Here is a 24,749-nt window from a genome sequence, read left to right as displayed (position 1 = left end):
GAGAAACTCTTAGGGTTTTTTTGTATTTTTGCGAACATTTTTTAGATAATAAATCATGAAAAAAATTTTATTAGCGTCTGCAATCACTTTATTTGCAGGTTTAAATGCACAAACTACATTCGGTGTAAAAGCAGGTTATGCTTTATCAACATTAAATTCTGATGTAAACAGTGTCGATTTTGGTGGGATAGGAGCAAATCTTGAATCTAAATCCGGTTTTTATATCGGTGGTTTGGTTGAGCATAAATTGAACAATAAATTTGCTTTACAAGGAGAAGTAGAATATGCTAACCTGGGAGGAAAAGCAGTGGTAAAAGCTTCCGGAGTTACCGTAACGGAAAAACTGCACTTTAACAGAATTGTTATTCCTGTATCTGCAAGGTATTATGCAACTCCTGAACTGGGACTTTATGCAGGTCCGTATGTAAGTTTCAGAACCAATACAAAAGCTAAAATTGAAGTGAGTGGAGCTCAGTCGAATCCAGGTGCTATCAGCGAAGGTGAAAAATATCTTGAAAACTATTTTGATGATGGGCTGAAGTCCACGGAATTCGGTTTGTTCTTAGGAGCTGATTATAATCTATACAAAGGATTATTCGTGGATGCACGTTACAGCTTTGGTCTTACCAATATGATTAAAAATCCTGTAGATGGAGAAAAACTAAAAATGAATTTTTTCCAGTTAGGCGTAGGGTATAAGTTTAAATAAACAGATATCTATATAAAATAAAAACTCTCAGAAATTCTGAGAGTTTTTTTATGAATGATTTTGTCTTTCTTATTTCCCGAACATTCCACCCATTCCAGGCATATTCGGCATTTTGCTCATCATCTGCATCATTTGTTTTCCCTGAGGTCCCTGCATCATCTTCATCATTTTACCCATCTGATCAAACTGTTTCATCAATTGATTCACATCTTCGATTTTTCTTCCGGCCCCTTTGGCAATTCTTCCTTTTCTCTGCGTATTGATGATAGAAGGTCTTCTCCTTTCTTCAGGAGTCATAGAGTAGATGATCGCTTCAATGTGTTTGAATGCATCATCACTGATTTCTACATCCTTGATCGCTTTTCCGACTCCAGGAATCATACCCATCAAATCCTTCATATTACCCATCTTCTTGATCTGGTTGATCTGCTTAAGGAAATCGTCAAAACCGAATTCGTTTTTAGCGATTTTTTTGTGAAGTTTTTTAGCTTCTTCTTCATCGAACTGCTCCTGAGCTCTTTCTACTAAGGAAACAACGTCTCCCATTCCCAGGATTCTGTCTGCCATCCTTTCCGGATAGAAAAGGTCTAAAGCTTCCATTTTTTCTCCTGTAGAGATAAACTTGATGGGTTTTTCAACAACAGAACGGATTGTTAATGCAGCTCCACCTCTTGTATCACCATCTAATTTCGTTAAAACAACTCCGTCGAAATTCAAGGCATCGTTGAATGCTTTTGCCGTATTTACAGCATCCTGACCTGTCATAGAGTCTACTACGAAAAGCGTTTCCTGTGGTTTGATGAAATAATGTACGGATTTGATCTCGTTCATCATCTGCTCATCAATGGCCAAACGACCTGCTGTATCCACGATTACAACATCATGACCGTTTGCTTTTGCAAAATTAATTGCATTTTCAGCAATCGTAGAAGGGTTTGTAGAACCTTCTTCGGTAAAAACGGGAACATTGATTTGCCCTCCCAATACTTTCAGCTGGTCAATCGCTGCAGGACGGTAAACGTCACAGGCTACCAATAAAGGTTTTTTATTTCTTTTTGTCTTTAAATAATTAGCAAGCTTTCCTGAGAAAGTAGTCTTACCAGATCCCTGAAGACCAGCAATAAGAATTACAGAAGGTTTTCCTGAAAGATTAATTCCTTCCTGAGAACCTCCCATCAGGTCTACCAGTTCATCATGGACGATTTTCGTCATCAGCTGTCCCGGAGTAAGGGAAGTAAGAACGTTTTCTCCTAATGCTTTATCCTGAACTCTTTTTGTAAGATCTTTCGCAACTTTATAGTTAACGTCGGCATCTACCAATGCTCTACGGATCTCCTTTACGGTTTCCGCAACATTGATTTCAGTAATTTTTCCTCTACCGGAAATATTGTGTAATGCCTTGTCTAATTTATCCTGTAAACTATTAAACATATTTATTGTAAATTATAGGTTTGCAAAAATAAGGAATTTTTAGCATATCCAAAGTGTTTGATCACGTAATATTATATATATACGTAATATTATTACAAACAAGAAAAATGATAAATATCAAATCATGGTATAATCCGATAGAAAAAGTCTATTTTTGCGATCAATTAAAATATAGAATGAAGATCAATCCCAATATTCTTGTTGTCATTTTATTCTTTCTGACCTTCCTGGTGCATTTTTCCCTTTGGAAATTTGTTTTTCACCTGGATGAAATTATAATCATTAAATTTTACCTTTTTCTAAGCGTCATGTTTATGATGATGATCACTCTTGTAATTTTAATTAATAGAGTAGCACCACAATTTTTAGGATTATCTGTTATTGGTTTGATCCTTTTAAAATTCGGTTTGATGTACTTAATCAGAAAAAAACTGGACTTTGAAGTGATTCCTGGCTACAAATTTCATTTTATTATGCCTTATTTTGTCCTGACAGCACTGCTTACATACTATGCGATCGGGTTAATTAATCATGATAAAAAACAGTAAAATTATTTATTGAAACTAGAAAAATTATCATATTTTTGCACAACGAAAAAAACCTATCAATGTTTAAGAAATTCGCAGTTTTATTTTACAGTATTTTTGTATTAAACTTAGTGTCTGCACAGCATGGTGAGGCCACCACGGGTGAGGCTCCTGCTCAAGAGCTTTCAGAGAAAGACAAAGTAACTAAAGAAAACAAAGAGTTCATCGATCATCACTTGTTGGATGCTCATGATTTCACATTGATGGTTGATAAAGATGGTCATCATATAGGTTTTCCTCTTCCTGTTATTTTTTATGATAACGGTTTCCACTCTTTTATGAGTAACAAAGAAGGTTTTATGCATGGAGAACCAACTGAAGTAGACGGTGCTTATTATGTGCTGCATCATGAGAAAATCTATAAAACAGACGAAAAGGGAACAATTACTCTGGATAAAGACCATCACCCAACACAAGAGAAAGTTTTAGATCTTTCTATTACAAAAAGTGTATTAATTATCATCTTAGTGGCGGTTTTCATGTTTGTATTGTTTGTTGGAATGGCTAAATCTTATAAGAAGTCAGCGGTTCCTACAGGAGCAGCAAGATTCTTAGAGCCTTTGGTGATTTTTGTGAGAGATGAGATCGCTCTTCCTAATATCGGACATAAGTATAAAAGATTCATGGGTTATTTATTAACTGTATTTTTCTTTATTCTTTTCCTTAACGTTTTAGGATTGATGCCTTTTGGAATTAATGTTACAGGTAATATTACAATGACATTCTTCCTTGCTATCCTTACGTATTTGATTACAACATTCTCAGCTAATAAAGATTACTGGAAGCATATCTTCTGGATGCCAGGTGTTCCGGTTCCAATGAAATTCATTATGTTGCCAATCGAATTATTAGGAACTATTACTAAGCCATTCGCTTTGATGATCCGACTTTTTGCCAATATGACGGCAGGTCACATCGTAGTAATGACTTTGATTGGATCTATCTATATCTTTAAAAACTGGATCGCAGGAGTAGCATTCCCATTCTTAACATTAGTAATTTATTTACTTGAAGTATTGGTAGCATTCCTACAGGCATATATCTTCACAATGCTATCGGCTTTATTTATCGGAATGGCTGTAGAAGAGCACGAGCACGAACATCATGCTGCTCACTAATTAGAAGGTAAAAAGAGAAATTAAACAAATATTAAAACAATTTTTTAAAATTATATATTATGGAAATCCCTAGAATTATTGGTGCAGGTCTTATCGTACTAGGTGTAGGTATCGGTCTTGGTAAAATCGGAGCTGCTGCTCTTGAAGCTATCGCTAGACAGCCTGAGCAATCTGGAAAAATCCAAACTGCTATGCTTATTGCAGCTGCACTAGTTGAAGGTGTTGCATTTGCTGCGTTATTCGCATCATAAGCCAAACAAAACAAAAACATTGTTGCAGCGGTTGGCTGCAGCAATGTTAATTTTAAAAAAAAAGTAATAATTATTTATACATTTATATAATGGAATTAATTCATCAGTTTTCATCAGGACTATTTATTATCCAGTCTGTTATTTTTCTAGCATTATTATTTTTGTTAGGTAAATTCGCTTGGAAGCCTATTTTAAAGTCAATCGACGACAGAGAAACATCTATTGTTGACGCTCTTAATCAAGCTAAATTAGCTAGAAAAGAAATGGAAACTTTAAAAGAGGATAACGAAAGAATCATTCGTGAAGCTAAAATCGAAAGAGATGCTATCCTTAAAGAAGCCAGAGAAATTAAAGACAGAATCGTAGGAGAAGCTAAAGATGCTGCTAAAGCTGAAGGAGACAAAATGATCGAAGCTGCTAAACAGACTATCAATGCTGAGAAAAATGCTGCTATGGCAGACATCAAAACTCAAATTGGTACTTTATCTGTAAACATTGCTGAGTCTATCCTGAAGCAAAAGCTGGACAACAGTGAAGCTCAAAACGAATTAGTTCAAAATTATTTAAACAAATCAAACCTTAACTAAGAATGCTTACATCTAAAGTAGCTAAAAGATACGCACAAGGTTTACTTGATTTCACAAACGAGTCAGGTCAGACAGCTACTGTATTTTCTGAAATGAAAGATGTAGTAAAGATCATGAAAGAGTCTGTGGACTTAAATAAATTTTTCATGACTCCTTATATTGATTCTAAAAAGAAAATAGAAGTAGCAAACGAAATTTTCAAAGGTTTATCTGTTTCTTCTCAGAACCTGATCAGATTGGTAATTAAGCACGGTCGTGAAAACCAATTGAAAAATATCGCTCAGGAATTCATCAACAAAGTAGAAGACCTTAGTGGTGTACAGAGAGTAACACTTACAACAGCAACTCCGCTTTCAAAAGAAAACCTTGACCAGATTTTAAGATCTACCCATCTTGTAAATGCTGATTCAAACTTTGATCTGAAAGTAAATGTGAAGCCTGAAATTCTTGGAGGATATGTTCTGAGAGTAGGTGACCAGCAGGTAGATGCGTCTGTGAAGACAAAACTGAACCAAGTTAAAAAAGATTTCCAATTAAATTAAGAAAAACAACCATACAATGGCAGAAATAAATCCGGCAGAAGTATCTGCGATCTTAAAACAGCAATTGGCCAACTTCGATACTCAATCCAACGTTGAGGAAGTAGGTACAGTTTTAACCATCGGTGATGGTATTGCTCGTGTATACGGGTTAGAAAACGTACAATACGGAGAGTTGGTGAAATTTTCTAGTGATGTAGAAGGTATTGTACTTAACCTTGAAGAAGACAACGTGGGGGTTGCTCTACTTGGTGAAAGTAAATTAGTAAAAGAAGGTGATACAGTAAGAAGAACAAACAGAATCTCTTCTATCAAAGTAGGAGAAGGTATGTTAGGAAGAGTAGTAGATACTCTTGGTAACCCAATCGATGGTAAAGGTCCTATTACTGGGGATTTATACGAAATGCCATTGGAAAGAAAGGCTCCTGGAGTAATCTTCAGACAGCCGGTAACTGAGCCTTTACAGACTGGTATCGTTGCAATTGATGCGATGATCCCTGTAGGAAGAGGTCAGAGAGAGCTTATCATTGGTGACAGACAAACAGGTAAAACTACTGTTGCTATCGATACGATCATCAACCAAAAAGAATTCTTTGATGCTGGTAAGCCAGTATATTGTATATATGTTGCTATCGGTCAGAAAGCTTCTACTGTAGCACAAATCGTTAAAACTCTTTCTGATAAAGGAGCTTTAGCTTATACGGTAATCGTTGCAGCTAACGCATCAGATCCGGTTCCAATGCAGGTATATTCTGCAATGGCAGGAGCTTCTATCGGTGAGTTCTTCAGAGACACAGGTAGACCAGCACTTATCGTTTATGATGATTTATCTAAACAAGCTGTTGCTTACCGTGAGCTTTCTCTACTATTGAGAAGACCACCGGGCCGTGAAGCTTACCCTGGAGACGTTTTCTACCTTCACTCAAGACTATTGGAAAGAGCGGCAAAAGTAATCGCTGATGATAACATTGCCAAGCAGATGAACGATTTGCCGGAGTCTCTTAAACCAATTGTAAAAGGTGGTGGTTCATTAACAGCCCTTCCGATTATCGAAACTCAGGCTGGTGACGTTTCTGCATACATCCCTACAAACGTAATCTCTATTACAGACGGACAGATCTTCCTGGAGTCTGATCTATTCAACTCAGGGGTTCGTCCTGCAATCAACGTAGGTATCTCTGTATCAAGGGTAGGAGGTAATGCACAGATCAAATCAATGAAAAAAGTATCTGGTACATTGAAACTTGACCAGGCTCAATATAAAGAACTTGAAGCGTTTGCTAAATTCGGTTCGGACCTTGATGCTTCTACGTTAGCAGTAATCTCTAAAGGAGAAAGAAACGTAGAGATCCTTAAGCAGCCGGTAAATGCACCACTTCCTGTAGAAAGTCAGGTAGCGATCGTATATGCCGGAACAGAAAACTTAATGAGAAACGTTCCATTGAACAAGATTAAAGAATTCCAACACGAATACATCGAGTTCCTGAGATCTAAGCACCCAGATACAATGGCTGCTATCAAGGCTGGAAAAATCGATAACGATATTACAGGTGTTCTTAAGCAGGCAGCTAACGATTTAGCTTCTAAATACAACTAAAAAATTCAATGTTTAAGGTTTGAAATATAGTGTTTTAGACCTTAAACTTTAGACCTTAAACTTTGAACCCAAATTAATGGCAAACTTAAAAGAAATACGAGGCAGAATTACGTCAATTTCATCTACGATGCAGATTACACGTGCTATGAAGATGGTTTCCGCAGCGAAACTTAAAAAAGCACAGGATGCAATCGTAATGTTAAGACCTTATTCTGAAAAATTACAGGAGCTTATCCAGAATGTAAATTCTAGCTCTGATCCTGATCAGATTTCTGTATATGCTCAGAAAAGAGAGGTTAAAAGAGTACTATTCATCGCTGTTACTTCAAACAGAGGTCTTGCGGGAGCTTTTAACTCTTCTATCGTAAAAGAGCTTAACCTTCAGTTCCAGAACAACGCTCAGTACGAGGTTGAAGTTCTTCCTGTAGGTAAAAAAGTATATGATGCAGTAAGAAAAAGCCGTACGGTATATACTAATGGAAGTTCTGTGTATGATAACCTGAACTTTGATGCAGTTGCTCATATCACTGAAGGGGTAATGGCAAGCTTCAGAGAAGGTAAATTTGACGAAGTTTATGTTATCTATAACAAATTCGTTAATGCTGCTACTCAGGAAGTAACTACAGAACAGCTTCTTCCCATCTCAATGCCGGAAAATACTGAGCCACAGGTTGAAACAGATTACATCTTTGAACCTAACAGAGCTGAGATTCTGGATAATTTGATTCCAAAGTCTATCAAAACTCAGGTTTTCAAAGCGATTTTAGATTCAGTAGCGTCTGAGCACGGAGCGAGAATGACTGCAATGCACAAAGCAACAGATAACGCTCAGGCTTTAAAGAATGATCTTGTGATCTTCTACAACAAAGCAAGACAGGCTGCAATTACCAACGAAATTTTGGAAATTGTTTCCGGAGCAGAAGCTTTGAAAAATTCATAAGGAATTATTTTACTATACAAATGAAAGCACCGAAATTATCGGTGTTTTTTTGTTTATAATTGACTGAAACCGTCATTTATTATTCAAAAATCGAGTTTTTATCATAAAACAGGAAATTAGTCCGATTGTTTTTTTTATTTAAAAACTGAGGTATTATATCGTGTCATATTTTCTTCCGAAAATTACTTCATGGAAATAATCTATCCCGGATTCAGGTTATTTTTATTTTGCATATCTTTGTAGTTAATAAAATTTATATAATCTCTAAATGGACTCGGACATAGTCAGGCTTTTGCTGGCCTTATTTCTTGTTTTACTCAATGGCTTTTTCGTAGCCGCAGAATTTTCAATTGTTAAAGTTCGTTACTCACAAATTCAGTTAAAAGCTGCAGAAGGAAACTCTATGGCTAAGCAGGCAGAACATATCATCAAGCATCTTGATGAATATCTTTCCGCTACACAATTAGGAATTACATTGGCATCCCTTGCCCTTGGTTGGGTAGGAGAAAGTGCCCTGCACCATATTGTTGAAAATATTTTCACGTCTTTGAGCATTAATCTGACTCAGACAACCATTACTACAATTTCGGTAGTGACAAGTTTTGTATTGATTACCATCATGCACATTGTGTTTGGTGAGCTTATTCCAAAATCAATAGCCATCAGAAAATCTGAAGCAACTACAATGGCAACAGCGGTTCCGTTAAGAGTTTTCTATACGATCTTTAAACCGTTTATCTGGTTGATGAACTCCATGTCAAATGGTTTCTTAAGACTTGTAAAAATTCATCCCGCTTCCGAACAGGAAATTCACTCTACGGAAGAACTTCAGCTTTTGGTGAAACAAAGTGCAGACAGCGGTGAGATTGAAGAAGAGAACTACGAAATTATTAAAAATGCATTTGATTTTACAGATCATTCCGCCAAGCAGATCATGGTTCCAAGACAGAATATTACTTCCATAGACTTTGAAGAAGATGTCAATGACATTATCAATAAGATCATGGATAGTGGATATTCCCGTATTCCTGTATATATCGATTCTATTGACAATATTATTGGAATTTTCTACACAAAGGAAATTATAAGAGAATTTGTGAAGAGAAAAGGAGATCTTGACCATGAAGACCTTAAAGATTTAATGCGTGATGCATTCTTCGTGGTAGAAAGTAAGAAAGTTTCAGACTTATTGAAAACGTTCCAGCTTAAAAAACAGCATATTGCCATCGTTATTGATGAGTTTGGAGGAACTGAAGGAATTATCACACTAGAAGATATTCTTGAGGAACTGGTGGGAGAAATTCAGGATGAAGAAGATGACGAAGAAAAAATAGTTGATAAAATAGCGGATAATACTTATTGGGTGCAGGCTACACAGCCTTTGGACGAAATCAACGAGTTTTTACCCAAAAGGCTTCCTCTTTCCGAAGAAAGCGAATACAATTCATTGGCCGGATTTATTCTTCATGAACTGGAAGAAATTCCGGAAGAAAACCAGGAGTTTGATCTTGAAAATTATCACTTCAAGATCCTGAAAATGAATAATAAAAGTGTGGAACTTGTGGAGCTGGTATATCAGGAACCCAATGCTATTGACCATTTAGCAGATAAAATTGGAGAAGTTTAAAAGAATAAGAATGAGTTTTTATAACAGCATAAAAGACTACGAAAACCCAAAACGTCAGTACGAGGAAGAAGTTCTCGTCTTAGATGATACAGATGAAGTTTATAAACTGGTACTGCATAACGATGATATTCATACATTTGATTACGTAATAGACTGCCTGATCGAAATATGCAAGCATACGTTGGAACAGGCTGAGCAGTGTACCATGCTGGTTCACTACAAAGGCAAATGCACCGTAAAAACAGGATCAATGGATGTTTTGAAGCCTATGCATGAAAAATTAATTTCGCGCGAATTAACAAGCGAAATCGTATAAAATACAAATCCGGCAGTTTGTCGGATTTTTTTATGGAATCCTGAGCAGAAAGCAGAGGAATAGCAACGAATCACAAAGACTGAAAGACTTCCGGCCAATCTTTCAATTTTTAAATGCTTTAATCTTTTAATTTCTCAATACTCTTACATTGTCATATTTTATCTAAAATAGTATATTTGTACCAACTATAAAGAAACAAAAAAACAATGCTTGTAATAGGAATTGCCGGTGGTACAGGATCCGGCAAAACTACAGTTGTTGATAAGATACTTCAGCAGCTTGATATTGAGGGAATGAATATCCTCTCTCAGGATAATTATTATCACGACAACCAAGGTCTTACATTGACGGAAAGAGAAGCTCTGAACTACGACCATCCAAAATCAATAGACTTTGACTTACTGATAAAACACGTAAAAGCTTTAAAAAATAATGAGCCGATTGAGCAGCCGATTTACAGCTTTGTTACCCATTCCAGAACAGGAGATCATGTCACTGTAGAACCTAAAAACGTACTGGTAGTAGAAGGAATTCTTGTTCTTACCAACAAAGAATTACTGAAAGAATTTGATCTGAAGGTATTTGTTCATGCTGATTCTGATGAAAGATTAATCAGGAGGATCAGAAGAGATACTCAGGAAAGAGGAAGAGATCTGAGCGAGGTATTACACCGTTATCAGACCACATTGAAACCAATGCATCAGGAATTCATAGAGCCGTCTAAAAATGAGGCCGATCTTATTATCCCCAATATGAAACAAAATTCCGTAGCCATTGATTTTTTAACTACTGTTATTAAAAACTCGTTGAAAAAACATTAAAAAAATGGAAGAAAACAACCTTATCAAAGACATTCAGCCGAAATCTGAAACATTCAAACTTATCCAGAAATATGTTTTGAACAAGTATACCATTACGATCTGTCTGTTTTTGGTATGGATGATTTTTTTTGATAAAACTTCATTTCTTGTTATTAATGAACTCAATGGTGAGATTCATAAATATGAAGAGCAATTGGATTATTATAAAAAAGAATACGAGAAAAACGATGCTTTTTATAAAAAACTGATGAACAACAAGTCAGAAAAAGAAAAATACGCAAGAGAAAATTATTTTATGAAAAAACCGAATGAAGAGATCTTCATTCTGGTGGTAGACAGCACAAAAGTGGCTAAAAAATAATAAAAGTTGAATAGAATTATATTAATGATGAAATGGATTTTTAGTTTAAAAAAAAATTCAGTTACGAAGCAAAATTCACTATTGATAATTCACAAATAATAAAAAACTAATGTCAAATACAGATATACTTTCAAACTGGGAAAATCTAGTCAAAAAACAGCTTAAAACAGAGGATATTTACCCTGTTTTAGAGAAACAGAATCTGGAAGGAATAGAGGTGAAGCCTTTTTACACAGAGGTTCAGAAACCTTTGGTAAACCTGCCAAGGGTTGAAGAAAGCACTCATCTGGTAGCTAGATATCATGAAAGTCTGGAAGAAGAAGTATTTGCATTTATGCTGGATCAGAATGTAGAAAATCTGGATCAAAAAACTCTTTTTGTTAATAATAAAGATCTGGCAGGACACATCAGTCCTAAAGAAGAAGATCAGTATTTTTCACTGATCGATGTTTTTAATGAAAAAGAAGGAAGCATAGATGATCAACTGGTAAGAGAATTACTTTCAAAAGATTTTAAAAGAAATATCTGTGTAGACATATCATTCCACCAGAATGCCGGAGCAGCCATCTGTCAACAGCTTGGAATTGCCCTTGCAAAAGCTAAGGAGTTAGTAGAAGTTTATGGATCCGAAATTTTAAATAAACTTATATTCAGGATAGCAGTAGGAGGAAGTTATTTCTTTGAGATGGCTAAACTGAGAGCTTTTAAGATCGTTTTTAACCAACTCTCAAAAGAATACGGTCTGGATGAAGTCCCTTATATATTTGCAGAGACTTCCCTTCGAAATAAGGCCGTTTCTGATAATGAAAACAACCTGATCCGTTCTACCCTGGAACTTGCTTCTGCAATGATCGGTGGAGCAGATGCTGTTTTTTCTAACAATTATCTTGTAGACAAAAGTACGGATAACTCGGAAGAAATCTCTTTCAAACAACAGATTGTTCTGGCTTACGAAAGTATTATCAACGTATTTGAAGATGCTTCTAACGGAAGTTATTATGTGGAAGATATTACCCAGCAGTTTGCAGAAAAAGCATGGGCTTTATTTGTTGAAATAGAAGAGGCTGGTGGATATCTCGAACTGTTGAAACAGGGAGTTATTCAGAAAAAGATCTACGATCATGCCATTGAAGAGCAGCAATGGATTGAAGAAGGGAAAATAAAGCTGATAGGAGTGAATATGTACCCTAAATTAGACGTTAAAAAGTCTATTGCAGATCTTTACAGCGAAAAAGAAATAAAAGCCGTTCGTTGGGCTGAAATGTTTGAATAATATTTTAACCACAGATTATACAGATTTTCACAGATGATTATTCATAATATTCTGTGAATTTTTTTTATCAAAAGTTTAAATATGAACAATTATATAAAATTAAAACCAGTTAAAGTTGAAATATAAGTTCTATTTGAATTTTGGTTAAATTAAGAAACTATAGAGTATCTCATAATATTGTACTTTTGATACAAATACAATGGAATGAAAGAAAATGAGATAAATTTTACATCAGAAAATCTATATTTTCTGTTTACAACGAACCAGGTCCAGGTCTTTTGGAGAAAGTTTATGAAAAAGCCTTAGCTTATGAACTGGAAAATAATGGTTTAAGAGTACAGACCCAAGTTTCAATGAATATTAAATTTAAAGATGTATTTATTGATTCAGGTTTTATAACAGATATAATTGTTGAAGATAAAGTAATCATAGAATTTAAGGCAGTTTCTGAAATATCAAATATCCACCATCAGAAATTATTAACATATTTAAAACTAACAAATTTGAAATTAGGGATTTTAGTTAACTTTAATACAGACTATATTGATAAAAGTATTTTTAGAAAGATAAATGGAAAGTTAGACTAAAAAATAAAGAATAATCATCTTCGAAAGTTTATGAAAACTGTAGGATACTTTAATTGCACCACAGATTACATGGATTTCCTCAGATGATTGCACATAATTTATTTGGTATCCTTTAAAATATAAAACATAATCATCTGTGTAATTCTGTGAAAATCTGTGGTTAAATTACTAAACAAAGACGTTCAAAACTATATCAATGCAAATCTAACAACAGATCTGCACTCATTATTATTAAAAAAATCACCATTTTCGGAGGTTTCCATGCATGAAATTGTGCAGCAGATCAAAGGAAAACAGGTTGCAGAAAGAAAATTTCCATTTCTTTTAAAAGAAGGAATTCTTTTCCCGCCACAGCTTAATCTGGAACAGTCATCTTCAGAAAAGACAGCTCTTTATAAATCTGAAATGCTGAAAGGAAATAAATTCATTGATCTAACAAGCGGTTTCGGGATTGATGCCTTTTATCTGTCTCAAAATTTTGACGATATCACTTTAGTAGAACAAAATACTGAGCTTTTAAATATTGTTGAAAATAACTGGTGTATTTTAGGTCGTAAGGCGAAATTCATCAATCTTACACTTGAAGATTTTTTGAGCAGTAATGAGGAACACTTTGATGTCATTTATCTTGATCCGGCCAGAAGAGACAAACAAAAAAACAAAGTTTTTCTTTTGGAAGATCTGTCTCCTGATATTCTGGAAATTCACGAAAAGCTCCTCTCTGTTTCCAGCCAGGTAATTATTAAACTTTCCCCGCTTATTGATCTTAAATATCTTGTTTCAGTACTTCCGGGTATTTCAAGGATTGATGTTATTGCCCTTAAAAATGATGTGAAAGAAGTAGTTGTATTGCTTTCCAGCGAAAATGCGGACAAGATCATTTGTAATTGTGTGAACCTGGACAGCAGTGAGCCTGTTTTTAGCTTTACATTTGGGGAAGAAGAAACTGCGGAATCGGAATATTCTGAACCGGAAAACTATATTTATATTCCCAATCATTCCATTTTGAAGGCGGGAGTCTTTAATTTGATTTCTCAGAAATTTGCCCTGAAAAAGCTTCATCCTAACAGCCATCTTTATACTTCCAGTGAAAAAATTGAGAACTTTCCCGGCAGAACTTTTGAAATGGAATCTGTTGATTCTAAAAGTATTAAAAAGAAAGGGCAGTTTAATATTATTGCAAAAAACTACCCTTTGAAACCTGAAGAAATCAAAAAGAAATACGGTTTAAAAGACGGAGGAGATCAGTATCTTATTTTTACCCAATCCAAAAAAGGGAAAATAATATTAAAATCAGTATAAAAATGTTGCCGAAAAAAGCAGGATTTCTTACTTTTGGGCAATCAAAAATTGAAGCATGTAATCGCTTGCTGTTTGGACGGTCAGAATAGATTGAAAATAGCACGGTTTCATATTACCTTTTAAAAAAAATAATTTTACATATGAAAAAATTAGTTATATGTTTAGCGATTGCAACGGTAGCGGTAAGCTGTAAAAAAGTTCCGCAAGGAGGAAACAAAGCTACTTTGAAACTTGAAGAAGGAGTAGAAAGATATTCTGACGCTCCTCAGGGAGAAGCTCACGGACATGAAGCCGGAGCTGCAGAGCACAAAGAAGAGGCTCATGCAAAACCAGAAGCTGCTGCTCCAAAAACAGACAGTACTGCTGCAGTAAAACCTGCTGAAGCTGATAAAGCTCCAAAAGCTGAACACTAATTAGAAGTACAAAATATATAATTGCCCTGTTTCTGCAGGGCATTTTTTATTAAAAAGAAGGCTATAAGGTTCATTAGTACAAGATTGGGAAAATCCTTTCTTTTTGTTTGTCCCTGCCGGGCATTTTTTTTAATTTTAACAAAATAAATTTTTACAATGCAAGAGACATTAAGTTACATCAACGAAAACAAACAGCGTTTCGTGGATGAATTATTTGAGTTATTGAGAATCCCTTCTATTTCTGCAGATCCGGCGTATAAAGATGACGTTTTGAAATGTGCAGAGGTAGTGGCAGCACACCTTAAAAATGCTGGAGCTGATAATGTGGAAGTGTGCCAGACAAAAGGGTATCCAATTGTTTTCGGGGAGAAAATTTTAGATAAAAGCTTACCTACAGTATTGGTATATGGGCACTATGACGTTCAGCCGGCAGATCCGTTGGAATTATGGACAAAGCCGCCATTCGAGCCTTATATTGAGAAAACTGAATTACATCCTGAAGGAGCCATTTTTGCCAGAGGTTCTGCTGATGACAAAGGACAGTTCTTCATGCATTTGAAAGCCTTTGAAGCCATGATGAAGACCAATGCTCTTCCTTGCAATGTTAAATTTATCTTAGAAGGAGAAGAAGAAGTAGGTTCTGTAAGCTTAGGCGACTGGGTAAATGAAAATAAAGAAAAATTAGCGTGTGACTGTATCTTAATTTCCGATACACATATCTACAGCAACGAACAACCAACTGTAACAACAGGTTTAAGAGGTTTAAGCTATGTAGAAGTAGAAGTGGAAGGGCCAAACAGAGACTTACACTCAGGCCTTTATGGCGGAGCTGTTCCGAATCCTATTCATGTTCTTTCCAGAATGATTGCTAATCTGATCGATGAAAACGGTCATATCACCATTGATGGGTTCTACGACAATGTTGAAACGGTTTCAGATGCTGAGAGAGCTGAAATGAATAAACTGAAGGACAATCCGGAAGAATTTAAAAAATCAATCGGATTAAGCAATATCGAAGGTGAAAAAGGTTATACTACTTTAGAAAGAACATCTATCCGTCCTACTTTAGACTGCAACGGAATCTGGGGAGGATATACAGGAGAAGGCGCTAAAACAGTAATTCCTTCAAAAGCTTTTGCTAAAATTTCAATGCGTTTGGTTCCTTACCAGACTCCACAGGAAATCACAGAGAAATTCACGAAATATTTCGAAAAGATCGCTCCGGATACGGTAAAAGTAAAAGTAACACCTCACCACGGAGGAATGCCTTACGTTTTACCAACCAATACAAAAGAATTTGCTGCTGCAAAACAGGCAATGGAAGCTGCATTTGGAAAAGAAGTTCTTCCGTACAGAGGAGGAGGAAGTATTCCGATTACAGCCATGTTTGAGCAGGTTTTAGTAGCTAAGTCTGTATTGATGGGCTTTGGCTTGGATTCTGATGCCATCCACTCTCCAAATGAACATTATGGGCTGTTCAATTTCTATAAAGGGATTGAAAGTATTCCATTGTTCTTTGAGAATTATTCAAAATAATTAATCGAAAATACGATATCGCAAGGTGTTTCTGCAAAGAAATACCTTGTTTTTTTGCTCTTTTATCAAATGCCGGCAAACCTTTTTCAAGGTTTTGAAAATTAAATTCACTGAAAATAAAAGGGTTAATTTTTATTTGCAATAAGTTATTTCACTATTCATTGAAAGTTTATATTTTTAATACAAAACTTAATTTAATATGAAAAAATACTACCAAATTGCATTTTTGCTATCATCGTTATGCGTTTTTGCCCAACAGACCATATCCTTTGAACCTATTGAGGGATTCAGCGTTGGAGATATTAACGGGCAGGCAGGCTGGATCAGTACTCCTACGGGAGGTGTGCCGGAAAATGTAACCCATCAGACCATCAATTCAGATAAAGCCAGTGATGGAAACCGTTCCCTGAGAATCGTGAAAGAAAATACGTATGGAACTCAAAATGACCCTGTTATAGGGGGATTTTATAACCTTTCAACCCCTTTGGCCTACAATAATTTTTCTGTATCATTCGATATCAATATGTCACAGCTCAATGGTTCAGATTTTGGTTTTCAGGGAGTAAACAATACTGATGACGAGTTTGTTGTAAGATTGGATTTTGGAAAGACCGGATGGATAAAGGTCCTCGATATGTTATCTGGTATACAGAATCTTATTTCTACACCTTCAGCCTGGCTGCCAAATACCTGGTATCGCTTGAAAGTAGTTGGAAGTGCCACAGATGTGCGGTATTACCTTAATAACATACTGATCTATACAGGATCAGCAGCAAATTCCTTGAATATAAACCAGCTTCGTTTCGTACATAATAATTCATTAGGATCAGCTTATGTCGATAATATCAAAATTAATAGTGAAGCTGCATTGTCTGTAAAAGACGCAGTGAAAAATGACATAAAACTGTCTATCTATCCGAATCCGGCTACTGATATTGTAAAAATCACAACTCCAAACAAAATCAAACATGTTGAAGTATATGATATGTCTGGAAAGAGAGTGGATGCAACATTCAACGGAGATCAGGTAAATGTTAGCAGACTGGCTGCCGGAGCTTATTTGCTGAATGTAGAAACAGAAGGAAGAAACTTTACAGAGAAGTTTATCAAAAAATAATTACTGATAAATCTTAGGATCAGCGAAGCGCTCCAATTGGAGCGTTTTTGTTATTTTAGAGAATTAAAATTTCAATCATATGTCAGATCAAAAAACAGCTTATATAACTGGAGGAACCAAAGGAATAGGTTTCGGGATTGCAAAAAATTTACTTGAAAACGGTATTGCTGTGGCATTTTCAGGAAGAAAAAGAGATGATGTAATAAAGGCGGAAGAAGAACTTAAGCAATATTCAGGGAATGTATTGGGAATTGTTTCTGATGTAAGAAGTCTGGAAAGTGAACAGGAAGCTGTAAAATATGCCGTTGAAAAATTCGGAAGACTGGATTATATCATTGCCAATGCAGGATTGGGGATTTTTAAGCCTGTAGATGAACTTACGGCAGAAGAATGGAATGATATGATAGAAACCAATCTTACAGGTGTTTTCTATACTTTAAAAGCCTCAGTGGAAGAGTTAAAAAAGACAGAAGGTTATTATATTACCATTTCCAGCCTTGCAGGCGCTAATTTCTTTGAAAACGGAACAGGATACAATGCTTCCAAATTCGGAGTGGTAGGTTTCACACAGGCTGCCATGATCGATTTAAGAAAATACAATATTAAATCTACAGTGATCATGCCGGGATCTGTGGCCACCCATTTTAATGGAAATATTCCGTCTGAAAAGGACAGTTGGAAGATTCAGCCTGAAGATATGGGGAATCTTGTACTGGATATTTTGAAGATGAATCCAAGAGTTTTACCAAGTAAAATAGAGTTTAGGGCAACGAAACCAGCTAAGTAACTACATCTAATGTATTGAATAATAATTTAATAAGTATTATGCATGCATAATATATTTTTTATTTATATTAGCAAAAATTAATTCAAACAAAATCTCTGCATAAATTGTCATGATTTTATGCATTAAAAGGAAAATAAAATAGTACACGTGAAACCCTAAGGTTACATATGACCAATAAAAAAAATTAAGAACAACATATGAAAATATTAGTTTGCATTAGTAGTGTTCCGGATACTACTTCCAAAATTAACTTTACAGCAGATAAATCTGCTTTCGACAAAAACGGAATTCAGTGGGTAATCAACCCTCTAGACGAATTTGCGTTGACAAAGGCGGTTAAACTTCAGGAATCTCAGGGAGCAACAGTAACAGTAATCAACGTAGGTGATGCTGCTACAGAGCCTGTAATCAGAAAAGCTTTGGCAATTGGTGCTAACGATGCGGTAAGAGTAAATCTTGATCCGAAAGACAGCTATTCTACAGCAAAAGAAATTGCAGCTGTGGCACAAAACGGAGGATATGATCTTATCCTTTGCGGAAAAGAATCTATCGATTATAACGGAGGTTCTGTTCCGGGAATGGTAGCTCAGTTATTAAACCAGCCTTTCGTAAATGCTTCAGTAGGATTAGACGTAAACGGAAGTGAAGCTACAGCAGTAAGAGAAATTGAAGGAGGAAAAGAAACTATTTCAGTAAAATTACCGGCAGTTATTGCAGGCCAGAAAGGATTGGTAGATGAGAAAGATCTTATCATCCCGAATATGAGAGGAATTATGTCTGCAAGAACAAAACCTTTGCAGGTGGTAGAGCCTTCTTCTTCAGAAGTAAAAGTTCAGGGAGTATCTTATGACAGCGTTCCGCCAAGAGCAGCTGTGAAAATGGTTTCTCCGGATAATCTTGATGAATTGGTAAGATTACTTCACGAAGAAGCTAAAGTAATTTAATAAGAATCAAGTAAAAAGTAAAAAGATTCAGGATAAAATTTGATGTCATCAGACATGATCTGAATTTCATTACTATTCAGAATTGGATAACCTTGAATCCTGAACGTTAAACCTTAAACAAATTAGAAATGGCAGTATTCGTATACGCAGAAAATATAAACGGAGTTTACAAAAAAGCAGCTTTCGAAGCAGTTTCTTATGCTAAAGCTATCGCTGATAAAGCAGGAGATACCGTTACGGCAATCTCTGTAAACCCAACAGATTCTTCAGATTTATTATACAAATATGGAGCATCAAACGTAATCAATATCAAAGACGAAGGTCTTAAAAATTTCTCAGCAAAAGCATTTGCACAGGCTGTAAGTGAAGTAGCAGACGGAAATATCATTGTTTTCCCTCACACTACTGATGCTTCTTCCATTGCTCCTATGCTTGCGGTAATGAAGAACTATTCTTTAATTACTAATGCATTGGAAGCTCCTGAAAGCCTTTCTCCTTTCCAGGTAAAAAGAAGAGCATTCTCAGGAAAAGGTTTCATGCACGCAAAAGCAGAAGGGAACGGAGTAATCGTTACTGTTTCTCAAAACGCTTTCGGTGTTAAAGAAAATGCAGTATCAGGTTCTGAAGAAGTAAGAAACTTATCGGTAGCTAATGAAGATACTAAAGTGATTTCTCACGAGCAGAGCTCAGGTAAATTAGACCTTAAAGAAGCTGAAGTTGTTGTTTCTGCAGGTAGAGGAATGAAAGGACCTGAAAACTGGGGAATGATCGAAGATCTGGCAAACGTTTTAGGAGCAGCTACAGCATGTTCTAAGCCCGTTTCTGATATCGGATGGAGACCTCACACAGAACACGTAGGACAAACAGGAAAAGCTATTTCTCCGAATCTTTACATTGCTGTAGGGATTTCAGGAGCGATTCAGCACCTTGCAGGGGTTAACTCTTCAAAAACTATCGTAGTAATTAACAGTGATCCTGAAGCGCCGTTCTTCAAGTCTGCTGACTACGGAGTAGTAGGAGATGCTTTCCAGATTATTCCTGCACTAACAGAGAAAATTAAAGCAATTAAAGGATAAGAAAGTGAATTGTGAATAGTCAATTCTCGCTTTGCTCGTCGATTTTTAATTAAATAATTCACTTGCGAAGCAAAATTCACTATTGACGTTTGACAATCATCAACTATACAGATAAAAGCTCGGCTTTCCGGGCTTTTATTTTTGCGTAAAAAAGTGAAAACACAATAAAAAATTAATCTATATTTGTAGCTATGGATTATAAGCAGCTAATTATTCGCGGAATATCGTACAGCCAGACCCAGTCGGGGGCTTATGCATTGTTATTGGAACATGAAGAAACACACATAAAATTACCTGTTGTTATAGGAAATTTCGAAGCCCAGTCTATCTCTCTCGGTTTGGAAAAAGATATTCATCCACCGCGTCCTCTTACTCATGATTTATTTACAAAATTTATAGTTTCTGCCAATTATGAGCTTATTTCTGTCATTATCTATCAGATTGTAGACGGAGTTTTCTTCTCCAATATCAACTTTAAAAATAAAGTAACCGAAGAAGAACTGATCCTTGATGCCAGAACTTCTGATGCTGTTGCCATGGCCGTAAGATTTGACGCGCCAATATTTACAACTCAGCAGGTTTTAAATGAAGCCGGAATTTTATTGGAACTGGAAGATGTTTCAAAAGAAGAGCAATCATTCTCAGAAACAGTACAGACAGAAGATAACTTAAAATCTATTTCTATGGAAGAGCTTCAGAAATTATTAGACGAAGCTGTTAAAGAAGAAGACTATGATACCGCCCTTGAAATCCAGGAAGAAATCAAGAGGAGGAAAAAGAAAATTGATTAAAGAGATACTTTTTATATAAACTATGAATTTAAAATTACGACTGACCATCCTCAGTTTTCTCCAGTTTTTCGTTTGGGGAGCTTGGCTGATTACGATGGCAAACTTCTGGTTTGGCACAAAACATTGGGATGGAACTCAGTTTGGAGCTGTGTTCGGAACAATGGGAATTGCTTCTATCTTTATGCCAACCATTACCGGAATTATTGCTGACCGCTGGGTAAATGCGGAGCGCATATTTTCAGTATTACACATTCTTTATGGGGTTATTCTTTTTATTTTACCTCATTCTGCAGACCCGAATTCCTTCTTTTCAGTAATGCTTATGGCCATGTGCTTCTATATGCCTACCATTGCACTTGCTAATTCAATTTCTTATACAATCCTGAAAAATAACAATCTGGATGTGGTGAAAGACTTTCCACCGATTCGTGTATGGGGAACTATTGGTTTTATTGTTGCCATGTGGATCACAAACCTTAGCGGGAATAAAGAAACAGAAGGTCAGTTTTATATCGGAGGTGTTGTAGCAATTTTCTTAGGAATTTATGCCCTTACTCTTCCTAAATGTCCACCACAAAAACTGATTGACAAAAACTCACCATTATCCGAGCAGTTAGGCTTGAATGCATTTAAGCTTTTTGGAAGCTACAAAATGGCATTATTCTTTATGTTTTCAATGCTTTTGGGAGCTGCACTTCAACTTACCAATGCATATGGAGACGTATTTTTAAGTGAATTTGCCCATTTTCCTAAATATGCAGACTCATTTGTAGTAAAAAGATCTACCATTATTATGTCCATCTCACAGGTTTCAGAAACCCTGTTTATTTTGGCAATTCCTTTCTTTCTGAAGAAATTCGGAATTAAGAAAGTAATGTTGATATCGATGCTGGCCTGGGTATTAAGATTCGGATTCTTTGCTTATGGGGTACCGGACGGGTTTGGACTTTCACTGATCATTCTTTCATGTATTGTGTACGGAATGGCTTTCGATTTCTTTAATATCTCAGGATCCCTTTTCGTGGAAACGACTACCGATAAAAAGATACGTTCTTCAGCTCAGGGATTATTCATGATGATGACTAACGGTTTTGGAGCGGTTTTCGGAAGTTATGCCGCTGGATGGGCTATTGATAAGTTCTTTACCCACAAGTTTTCTACAGCTTCAGATCTTTCTGCTTATCTTCAGACAACCCCTGATAATCCTACTTTCCTGAACATTTTAAAGAAAAGCTTCAACGCAGCAGTGAATACAGATGGAACTCTTTCCTCTGTGGTGATGGTAAAAGACTGGCAGCAGATATGGCTTTCTTTTGCAATATATGCGTTAATACTGGCGGTGTTCTTTGCCGTACTGTTTAAGCATAAACATAACCCGGAAGATGTTTCATCAGTGAAACACTAATTGAAACTTATAATTTATTAAGATATTAAATTGCATTTTTTTTCAAAAATGCAATTTTTTTATTTTCATATCCTTGTATATAATTAAAGCTTTGCTGAAGAAAAATATGGATTCATATCGGTATTGAAATTGTAAGCGGTGATTTTTAATTCTGTAATAAATAAATTATTTCTTTATCTAATGAATAACAATAGTGATCTTTTTTTATGACTAATGAGCGTTTGTGTAGTGAAATTGTATTTTTAAAACACACTCTTTAAAAGTGTGTTTTTTTTTGTATTTTGGCACTTTAGTAAATATGAAAAATATTCAGTTATTAGGATTACTGTTAGTAATTGCAGGCAGCTTTTTACCCCTGGTACACGTGCCTGTAATAGGGAGCTGGAACTATTGGAAGCTTGATCATTATCTGGCTATTACCTGCTGGATCTTTTCCGCTTGTGCAGTTTTTGGAATTGTAAATAACAGTGCTAAAATCGTTAGATTTTTTGGTATTCTGCTTATTCTTTTATTCGGATTTACCCTGGTTGCTGTGAAAATGCAATCGCTGCAATACTTTAGCTTTTTGCCCTTCAAATCCTGGCAGGAGACTTTTGCCGGAATTGTTACATTGAAATGGGGTTGGGCTGTAGAGTTTTTAGGGGCTTTTCTGATGGTTTTTGCAGGTGGAAGTAAAAAAGTAAATAATAGAACACAAATATAAATATGAACTTCTTAAAAATATTTTCAGCAGGAATTTTGTTGATGACGGCCGCACAGACGTATGCCCAGTCAACAGAACAGAAAAAACCGGATAATCCTCCTAAATGTACTAACATAAAAGAAGGGAAGTTTTTAAGACCTAAATATCCGGAAGCAATATGGTATATGACCATTAAAGATAATGTTCAAACCGAATATTTCAATAATGGAAAAGATTATATTAAATCGACATTGGTTTTTGTGGATGACTGCAATTATAAAGCAATTGTGATAGAGAAATCCGATAAAAATGACCCAGCACAGATAGGGGATGTCTTCAATAATAAAATAGTAGCCACTCAGGATAATCTTCTGAAAGTGAATTCCAAAATTGAGGGGACTCAATTCGATCTGGTATACATAAAAGTGAAATAAATTCTAACTATAAAAATGGAATCTTTATTCCGTTTTAGCTAAATAAAAATTATATACATGAAAGAAGTATTCATTGTTTCCGCAGTAAGAACACCTATGGGGAGTTTTATGGGAAGCTTATCAACAGTTCCGGCTACAAAACTTGGAGCAACTGCCGTAAAAGGTGCATTAGATAAAATCGGTTTAGATCCTAATACTGTTCAGGAAATCTATATGGGAAATGTTCTTCAGGCAGGAGAAGGCCAGGCGCCGGCTCGTCAGGTGGCTTTAGGAGCAGGTCTTTCAATCAATACACCATCTACTACCGTAAATAAAGTTTGTGCTTCAGGAATGAAAGCTGTAACAATGGCGGCTCAGGCGATCAAAGCTGGTGATGCTGATGTAATTGTTGCAGGAGGTATGGAGAATATGTCTTTAGTTCCTCATTATTACAATGCAAGAGTAGCTACAAAATTAGGTGATATCAAAATGCTTGACGGAATGGTACTTGACGGTCTTACAGACGTATACAACAAAGTACATATGGGAGTATGCGCAGAAAAATGCGCCGCAGACTATAATATTACAAGAGAAGATCAGGATAACTTCGCAGTAGAATCTTACAAAAGATCAGCAAAAGCTTGGAGCGAAGGTAAATTCAACGAAGAAATTGTACCGGTTTCTATTCCTCAGAGAAAAGGAGAGCCTGTAATTTTTGCTGAAGATGAAGAATATAAAGCAGTAAACTTCGACAGAATTTCAACACTTCCTACGGTATTCAAAAAAGAAGAAGGAACAGTAACAGCAGCAAACGCATCTACTCTGAACGACGGTGCTTCTGCACTGATCCTTGTTTCTAAAGAAAAAATGGAAGAACTTGGATTGAAACCTCTTGCAAAAATCGTTTCTTACGCTGATGCAGCCCATGAGCCTGAAAACTTTACTACTGCTCCGGCAAAAGCATTACCTATCGCTCTTAAAAAGGCAGGATTAGAAGTTTCGGATATTGATTTCTTCGAATTCAATGAAGCTTTCTCTGTGGTAGGGCTAGCTAACAACAAAATCTTAGGATTAGATGCCGCTAAAGTAAACGTAAACGGAGGTGCTGTAGCATTAGGACATCCACTGGGAAGTTCAGGTTCTAGAATCATTGTTACATTGATCAATGTATTGAAGCAAAACAATGGTAAATATGGTGCAGCAGCAATCTGCAACGGAGGCGGTGGAGCTTCTGCTATCGTAATTGAAAACTTATAATTGATAAGGATATAACCATATTTTGTGGTTTAAGATATAAAAATCGGGGTCTTTTAACCCCGATTTTTAGTTACAGAATAGGATAAAATTATCTGACAGTCCTACATTACTATACATTAACCTTTCGATTGTATATCCGATCAGCTGATTTACTGATATGAATGAGAAAGTTTCAAACCTTACAACACATATACTCTAATATGAGAAAGTATAAATTATATTAAAACTTTGATGATTGATTTCAATGCCTTACAATTATTATTTTCAAAATAATATTAAAAA

General features: G+C 35.8%; 27 protein-coding genes. 26 read left to right on the top strand and 1 reads right to left on the bottom strand.

What is annotated here, in order from left to right; translation table 11 throughout:
• The first annotated feature begins 55 nt into the window (after window positions 1-55).
• Window positions 56-709, top strand: a complete 654-nt coding sequence (locus tag C8D70_RS02495; RefSeq protein ID WP_110366269.1) for a porin family protein — start codon at window positions 56-58, stop codon at window positions 707-709.
• 69 nt (window positions 710-778) lie between these two features.
• Here C8D70_RS02495 and ffh read toward each other — a convergent pair whose 3' ends face one another.
• On the bottom strand, window positions 779-2,140 hold the full coding sequence (gene ffh / locus C8D70_RS02490; RefSeq protein WP_076594576.1) for a signal recognition particle protein: 1,362 nt from the start codon (window positions 2,138-2,140) through the stop codon (window positions 779-781).
• Window positions 2,141-2,247: 107 nt separating this feature from the next.
• Here ffh and C8D70_RS02485 point away from each other — a divergent pair, with 107 nt between their 5' ends.
• The 25 genes from C8D70_RS02485 to C8D70_RS02365 all read left to right on the top strand — a co-directional run bounded on the left by C8D70_RS02485 (window position 2,248) and on the right by C8D70_RS02365 (window position 24,467).
• The gene (locus C8D70_RS02485) at window positions 2,248-2,688 is read left to right on the top strand and encodes a hypothetical protein (RefSeq protein WP_146212843.1); all 441 of its coding nucleotides are present in this window, start codon (window positions 2,248-2,250) and stop codon (window positions 2,686-2,688) included.
• A 59-nt stretch (window positions 2,689-2,747) separates the two neighbouring features.
• A complete protein-coding gene (gene atpB, locus C8D70_RS02480) occupies window positions 2,748-3,845 on the top strand; it encodes a F0F1 ATP synthase subunit A (protein WP_110366267.1) in 1,098 nt (365 codons plus the stop codon).
• A 59-nt stretch (window positions 3,846-3,904) separates the two neighbouring features.
• Window positions 3,905-4,096, top strand: a complete 192-nt coding sequence (atpE, locus tag C8D70_RS02475; RefSeq protein WP_027384648.1) for an ATP synthase F0 subunit C — start codon at window positions 3,905-3,907, stop codon at window positions 4,094-4,096.
• 89 nt (window positions 4,097-4,185) lie between these two features.
• Complete coding sequence (locus C8D70_RS02470; protein ID WP_110366266.1) at window positions 4,186-4,683, top strand: F0F1 ATP synthase subunit B; 498 nt, start codon at window positions 4,186-4,188, stop codon at window positions 4,681-4,683.
• Window positions 4,684-4,685: 2 nt separating this feature from the next.
• Window positions 4,686-5,225 (top strand): ATP synthase F1 subunit delta, encoded by a 540-nt coding sequence (gene atpH / locus C8D70_RS02465; RefSeq protein WP_076594578.1) that lies wholly within the window; start codon window positions 4,686-4,688, stop codon window positions 5,223-5,225.
• Window positions 5,226-5,241: 16 nt separating this feature from the next.
• The gene (gene atpA, locus C8D70_RS02460; RefSeq protein WP_076594579.1) at window positions 5,242-6,819 is read left to right on the top strand and encodes a F0F1 ATP synthase subunit alpha; all 1,578 of its coding nucleotides are present in this window, start codon (window positions 5,242-5,244) and stop codon (window positions 6,817-6,819) included.
• A 76-nt stretch (window positions 6,820-6,895) separates the two neighbouring features.
• Window positions 6,896-7,759 carry an ATP synthase F1 subunit gamma gene (gene atpG, locus C8D70_RS02455; RefSeq protein ID WP_076594580.1) on the top strand — a complete coding sequence of 288 codons (864 nt, stop codon included), beginning with the start codon at window positions 6,896-6,898 and terminating at the stop codon, window positions 7,757-7,759.
• Window positions 7,760-8,027: 268 nt separating this feature from the next.
• Window positions 8,028-9,386 carry a hemolysin family protein gene (locus tag C8D70_RS02450; protein WP_076594581.1) on the top strand — a complete coding sequence of 453 codons (1,359 nt, stop codon included), beginning with the start codon at window positions 8,028-8,030 and terminating at the stop codon, window positions 9,384-9,386.
• Window positions 9,387-9,396: 10 nt separating this feature from the next.
• The gene (locus C8D70_RS02445; protein ID WP_110366265.1) at window positions 9,397-9,702 is read left to right on the top strand and encodes an ATP-dependent Clp protease adaptor ClpS; all 306 of its coding nucleotides are present in this window, start codon (window positions 9,397-9,399) and stop codon (window positions 9,700-9,702) included.
• A gap of 206 nt (window positions 9,703-9,908) precedes the next feature.
• The gene (udk, locus tag C8D70_RS02440) at window positions 9,909-10,523 is read left to right on the top strand and encodes a uridine kinase (protein WP_002979122.1); all 615 of its coding nucleotides are present in this window, start codon (window positions 9,909-9,911) and stop codon (window positions 10,521-10,523) included.
• A gap of 4 nt (window positions 10,524-10,527) precedes the next feature.
• Complete coding sequence (locus C8D70_RS02435; RefSeq protein WP_002979124.1) at window positions 10,528-10,884, top strand: FtsB family cell division protein; 357 nt, start codon at window positions 10,528-10,530, stop codon at window positions 10,882-10,884.
• 109 nt (window positions 10,885-10,993) lie between these two features.
• Entirely contained in the window at window positions 10,994-12,157 is a 1,164-nt protein-coding gene (locus C8D70_RS02430) for a methylmalonyl-CoA mutase family protein (RefSeq protein ID WP_110366264.1), read from the top strand.
• Between the two features lie 278 nt (window positions 12,158-12,435).
• Window positions 12,436-12,744, top strand: a complete 309-nt coding sequence (locus C8D70_RS02425; RefSeq protein WP_317047788.1) for a GxxExxY protein — start codon at window positions 12,436-12,438, stop codon at window positions 12,742-12,744.
• A 156-nt stretch (window positions 12,745-12,900) separates the two neighbouring features.
• Window positions 12,901-14,046, top strand: a complete 1,146-nt coding sequence (locus C8D70_RS02420) for a class I SAM-dependent methyltransferase (RefSeq protein ID WP_228407960.1) — start codon at window positions 12,901-12,903, stop codon at window positions 14,044-14,046.
• 140 nt (window positions 14,047-14,186) lie between these two features.
• Entirely contained in the window at window positions 14,187-14,459 is a 273-nt protein-coding gene (locus tag C8D70_RS02415; protein ID WP_076594584.1) for a hypothetical protein, read from the top strand.
• 156 nt (window positions 14,460-14,615) lie between these two features.
• Window positions 14,616-15,995, top strand: coding sequence for a dipeptidase (locus tag C8D70_RS02410; RefSeq protein ID WP_110366262.1), 1,380 nt, complete (start codon window positions 14,616-14,618; stop codon window positions 15,993-15,995).
• 199 nt (window positions 15,996-16,194) lie between these two features.
• Complete coding sequence (locus tag C8D70_RS02405) at window positions 16,195-17,112, top strand: T9SS type A sorting domain-containing protein (protein WP_110366261.1); 918 nt, start codon at window positions 16,195-16,197, stop codon at window positions 17,110-17,112.
• A gap of 79 nt (window positions 17,113-17,191) precedes the next feature.
• On the top strand, window positions 17,192-17,899 hold the full coding sequence (locus tag C8D70_RS02400) for an SDR family oxidoreductase (protein ID WP_110366260.1): 708 nt from the start codon (window positions 17,192-17,194) through the stop codon (window positions 17,897-17,899).
• Window positions 17,900-18,096: 197 nt separating this feature from the next.
• On the top strand, window positions 18,097-18,843 hold the full coding sequence (locus C8D70_RS02395; protein WP_047429867.1) for an electron transfer flavoprotein subunit beta/FixA family protein: 747 nt from the start codon (window positions 18,097-18,099) through the stop codon (window positions 18,841-18,843).
• A gap of 128 nt (window positions 18,844-18,971) precedes the next feature.
• Window positions 18,972-19,919: an electron transfer flavoprotein subunit alpha/FixB family protein gene (locus C8D70_RS02390; protein WP_076594589.1), complete on the top strand. Its 948-nt coding sequence runs from the start codon at window positions 18,972-18,974 to the stop codon at window positions 19,917-19,919.
• 191 nt (window positions 19,920-20,110) lie between these two features.
• Window positions 20,111-20,710 carry a bifunctional nuclease family protein gene (locus C8D70_RS02385; protein WP_076594590.1) on the top strand — a complete coding sequence of 200 codons (600 nt, stop codon included), beginning with the start codon at window positions 20,111-20,113 and terminating at the stop codon, window positions 20,708-20,710.
• 22 nt (window positions 20,711-20,732) lie between these two features.
• Complete coding sequence (locus C8D70_RS02380) at window positions 20,733-22,115, top strand: nucleoside permease (protein ID WP_076594591.1); 1,383 nt, start codon at window positions 20,733-20,735, stop codon at window positions 22,113-22,115.
• A gap of 298 nt (window positions 22,116-22,413) precedes the next feature.
• Window positions 22,414-22,818 (top strand): hypothetical protein, encoded by a 405-nt coding sequence (locus tag C8D70_RS02375; RefSeq protein WP_076594592.1) that lies wholly within the window; start codon window positions 22,414-22,416, stop codon window positions 22,816-22,818.
• A gap of 2 nt (window positions 22,819-22,820) precedes the next feature.
• Window positions 22,821-23,231, top strand: coding sequence for a hypothetical protein (locus C8D70_RS02370; protein ID WP_136522307.1), 411 nt, complete (start codon window positions 22,821-22,823; stop codon window positions 23,229-23,231).
• A 57-nt stretch (window positions 23,232-23,288) separates the two neighbouring features.
• A complete protein-coding gene (locus C8D70_RS02365) occupies window positions 23,289-24,467 on the top strand; it encodes an acetyl-CoA C-acyltransferase (RefSeq protein ID WP_076594594.1) in 1,179 nt (392 codons plus the stop codon).
• The last annotated feature ends 282 nt before the right edge of the window (window positions 24,468-24,749 follow it).

Origin of the sequence: Chryseobacterium sp. CBTAP 102 (genome assembly GCF_003201365.1) — a bacterium.
Taxonomy (GTDB): domain Bacteria; phylum Bacteroidota; class Bacteroidia; order Flavobacteriales; family Weeksellaceae; genus Chryseobacterium; species Chryseobacterium candidae.
The sequence above is the reverse complement of the archived record's forward strand: the minus strand, read 5'-3'. Positions and strand labels throughout refer to the sequence as shown.

Bases quoted from the DNA above. Each gene is read 5' to 3' on its own strand.
- C8D70_RS02415 (WP_076594584.1), top strand. From the start codon at position 14,187: ATGAAAAAATTAGTTATATGTTTAGCGATTGCAACGGTAGCGGTAAGC.
- atpH (WP_076594578.1), top strand. From the start codon at position 4,686: ATGCTTACATCTAAAGTAGCTAAAAGATACGCACAAGGTTTACTTGAT.
- C8D70_RS02495 (WP_110366269.1), top strand. From the start codon at position 56: ATGAAAAAAATTTTATTAGCGTCTGCAATCACTTTATTTGCAGGTTTA.
- ffh (WP_076594576.1), bottom strand. From the start codon at position 2,140: ATGTTTAATAGTTTACAGGATAAATTAGACAAGGCATTACACAATATT.
- C8D70_RS02450 (WP_076594581.1), top strand. From the start codon at position 8,028: ATGGACTCGGACATAGTCAGGCTTTTGCTGGCCTTATTTCTTGTTTTA.
- C8D70_RS02435 (WP_002979124.1), top strand. From the start codon at position 10,528: ATGGAAGAAAACAACCTTATCAAAGACATTCAGCCGAAATCTGAAACA.
- atpG (WP_076594580.1), top strand. From the start codon at position 6,896: ATGGCAAACTTAAAAGAAATACGAGGCAGAATTACGTCAATTTCATCT.
- C8D70_RS02395 (WP_047429867.1), top strand. From the start codon at position 18,097: ATGAAAATATTAGTTTGCATTAGTAGTGTTCCGGATACTACTTCCAAA.
- C8D70_RS02400 (WP_110366260.1), top strand. From the start codon at position 17,192: ATGTCAGATCAAAAAACAGCTTATATAACTGGAGGAACCAAAGGAATA.
- atpB (WP_110366267.1), top strand. From the start codon at position 2,748: ATGTTTAAGAAATTCGCAGTTTTATTTTACAGTATTTTTGTATTAAAC.
- atpA (WP_076594579.1), top strand. From the start codon at position 5,242: ATGGCAGAAATAAATCCGGCAGAAGTATCTGCGATCTTAAAACAGCAA.
- C8D70_RS02365 (WP_076594594.1), top strand. From the start codon at position 23,289: ATGAAAGAAGTATTCATTGTTTCCGCAGTAAGAACACCTATGGGGAGT.
- C8D70_RS02470 (WP_110366266.1), top strand. From the start codon at position 4,186: ATGGAATTAATTCATCAGTTTTCATCAGGACTATTTATTATCCAGTCT.
- C8D70_RS02485 (WP_146212843.1), top strand. From the start codon at position 2,248: ATGATAAATATCAAATCATGGTATAATCCGATAGAAAAAGTCTATTTT.
- C8D70_RS02430 (WP_110366264.1), top strand. From the start codon at position 10,994: ATGTCAAATACAGATATACTTTCAAACTGGGAAAATCTAGTCAAAAAA.
- C8D70_RS02405 (WP_110366261.1), top strand. From the start codon at position 16,195: ATGAAAAAATACTACCAAATTGCATTTTTGCTATCATCGTTATGCGTT.
- udk (WP_002979122.1), top strand. From the start codon at position 9,909: ATGCTTGTAATAGGAATTGCCGGTGGTACAGGATCCGGCAAAACTACA.
- C8D70_RS02375 (WP_076594592.1), top strand. From the start codon at position 22,414: ATGAAAAATATTCAGTTATTAGGATTACTGTTAGTAATTGCAGGCAGC.
- C8D70_RS02410 (WP_110366262.1), top strand. From the start codon at position 14,616: ATGCAAGAGACATTAAGTTACATCAACGAAAACAAACAGCGTTTCGTG.
- atpE (WP_027384648.1), top strand. From the start codon at position 3,905: ATGGAAATCCCTAGAATTATTGGTGCAGGTCTTATCGTACTAGGTGTA.
- C8D70_RS02390 (WP_076594589.1), top strand. From the start codon at position 18,972: ATGGCAGTATTCGTATACGCAGAAAATATAAACGGAGTTTACAAAAAA.
- C8D70_RS02380 (WP_076594591.1), top strand. From the start codon at position 20,733: ATGAATTTAAAATTACGACTGACCATCCTCAGTTTTCTCCAGTTTTTC.
- C8D70_RS02370 (WP_136522307.1), top strand. From the start codon at position 22,821: ATGAACTTCTTAAAAATATTTTCAGCAGGAATTTTGTTGATGACGGCC.
- C8D70_RS02445 (WP_110366265.1), top strand. From the start codon at position 9,397: ATGAGTTTTTATAACAGCATAAAAGACTACGAAAACCCAAAACGTCAG.
- C8D70_RS02385 (WP_076594590.1), top strand. From the start codon at position 20,111: ATGGATTATAAGCAGCTAATTATTCGCGGAATATCGTACAGCCAGACC.